The sequence below is a fragment of the Pseudomonas sp. c313 genome (genome assembly GCF_055407145.1).
In genome coordinates this window covers 1-2,189 of sequence record NZ_JBUZRD010000035.1, presented here as the reverse complement: position 1 = coordinate 2,189, position 2,189 = coordinate 1, and the positions used below count along the sequence as shown (strand labels likewise).

The 2,189-nt window shown below is 53.8% G+C and carries 1 protein-coding gene; it reads right to left on the bottom strand.

Going from position 1 to position 2,189, the window contains the following annotated elements:
• Nucleotides 1–141 precede the first annotated feature (141 nt).
• Nucleotides 142–1,182 carry a protein rep gene (locus tag ACZRKZ_RS27680; protein ID WP_463983195.1) on the bottom strand — a complete coding sequence of 347 codons (1,041 nt, stop codon included), beginning with the start codon at nucleotides 1,180–1,182 and terminating at the stop codon, nucleotides 142–144.
• Between the last annotated feature and the right edge of the window lie 1,007 nt (nucleotides 1,183–2,189).

Here is a 2,189-nt window from a genome sequence, read left to right as displayed (position 1 = left end):
CGTTTGCATGCGGATCAAAATCCAAAGCAGATCAAAAGCGGATACATGAGTCGGACAGGAAATGTTTTGTAGCTACCGCCTGCACGCAGTCGGTATCCACAAAACCCTGATCAGGGCTGTGCCCCGATACCCCGTTGAGAGTCAGCGAGCTGGTTTGTCGCCGTTGGGTGCGCGGCGATACCGGCGCTCAAATTCACGCCAGTTGAACGCCAACCGAGAACCATCGTCTTCGCCTTCTGCAGTGCCGTCCGACATTGCCAGTTCGGCATCCGTTTCATCATCGACCCGGAGCACGTCTTTCAAAGCACCGCCCGTAGCCACAAAGCGGCGCTTGTGGGCTTGTCGTGTGAGTTCCAAAAACCAATCGGGATCGTCTGTCATGTCAGACGGCTTAACGCTGTATTTGAGGGTTTCGGAGACTGCTTTTTGAAGTGCATTGCTCGTCGCATCAGAGGCAGATTGTCCGCTTTCCGCTGGAACCCCTTTGATCACTTCGATCCATTGACCAGCAGGCGAGATGGTTGGATCGCGCATGCACTCCTGCCAAAGCTCGACCCAGCGGGCCTGCTTAACGTAGGTCTGCCCCCTGAACCAGCTTGGTGGCACCATCAGCAACACATGGAAGTGCGGGTGTGCCTCACCGATATCGCTGCGTGTCACCTCTGTCGTACGTACCCAGCCAAGCACAGGCTTCAGCTCTTTCCGATCTTTAAGGCGCTGCCAGCCGGCATTCATCGCCGTCAGAGTGGCTCCTAGATCGCCTATGGAGCAATTGGGCACAGTCAGGGTCAGGAATAGCCAGCGAGCCTTGGGATGCTCACAGACGATCTTAGGTAGGGCTTGGTGAAACCGTGCTTGCCACATGAGGGAACGTCTCCACTGGCACACCGGGCAATGACGCACCCGGCAAAAATGACTGTGCTTCAAACGCAGAGAGGTTACCCACGTGGCCGGGTTGATATCCCAGCCAAACAAGAGCACCCCACCGCAATCAGCCATACGGGCCGCGTAACGCTCAAATTCTAGGGCGGTGGCATAGATCCCGCCCACATCATCAGCTTGGCCCCTGTGTACGTTCCATGGGGCGTCCATAGGGCTGTAATCAGAAAGCCCATCACAGGGCTGTTCAAGCGCAATAATTTCGCTAGAATGGGGACAAGTGGAATCGGAAACGGTTTCCATGAAAAGCCTTTGCTTTGTGGACCTTAGAGACCCACGATGCTGGGCTTTTTTTTTGGCCCGGTCAATGACCTTGCAAAACCCCTTCAAAGCCACGCCGTTAAAGGCCTAGAGCCTATGTTCAGTCGCCAGAGTTATCCCTTAAGTATCAAGTAAAGGAAATCGGCCTCTCCGACGCCCGTTTTTTCGACCCCTCCAAGCACCATCAAAAAGCCAAAAACAGATCGTCTCCGACGGCCCTTCGGGACTGCTCGCCACGTGGCAGGCGGTCGGGGGAAGAGCACCCCCAACCACCAGCCCGGAGCATTTGGGCACTGCGAGGCATCAAGGGGCTTTCGCGGCATATCCTTGCCCGTTCCGGTCTGCGGTATTCCACGTCCCCTTGACCCCTCTCCGTTTTGATTTTTTCCTGCAGCCCCGGGTTTCTCCAGGGCGAGTTTTTCCGCCCTGGTGAAACTCGGGGGGACAAACGAAGTGCGTCAGGATTTTTAACCAGGTACACAACTCAACGGGGTATCGGGGCACAGCCCTGATCAGGGTTTTGTGGATACCGACTGCGTGCAGGCGGTAGCTACAAAACATTTCCTGTCCGAGCCTTAGATCCGCTTTTGATCCAACCCTTGAGCCAATTTCGATCCAATTCGTTTTTTAGAATCCGATCAAATTCTTAATTTAGTTTTGTTTTCATAATTCAAAACTCACTTAAAACTAAGAGCCCACGGCAGCGGGAGAGAGTTTTCAAAATGCGTACATTTTGTAGCACTCTCCCTATCCTGCATCCTCTCTGCATCCTCTCTGCTCTGGCCTTTGACCTTCGCTGTTTCCCTCCGCTTTTTTGAACAGGGCGCGCTTAGGTGTTTCTACGAAACGCGCGGATCAAAAACGGATCAAGGGCGCATTTACGCAAACTACGTTTGCATGCGGATCAAAATCCAAAGCAGATCAAAAGCGGATACATGAGTCGGACAGGAAATGTTTTGTAGCTACCGCCTGCACGCAGTCGGTATCCA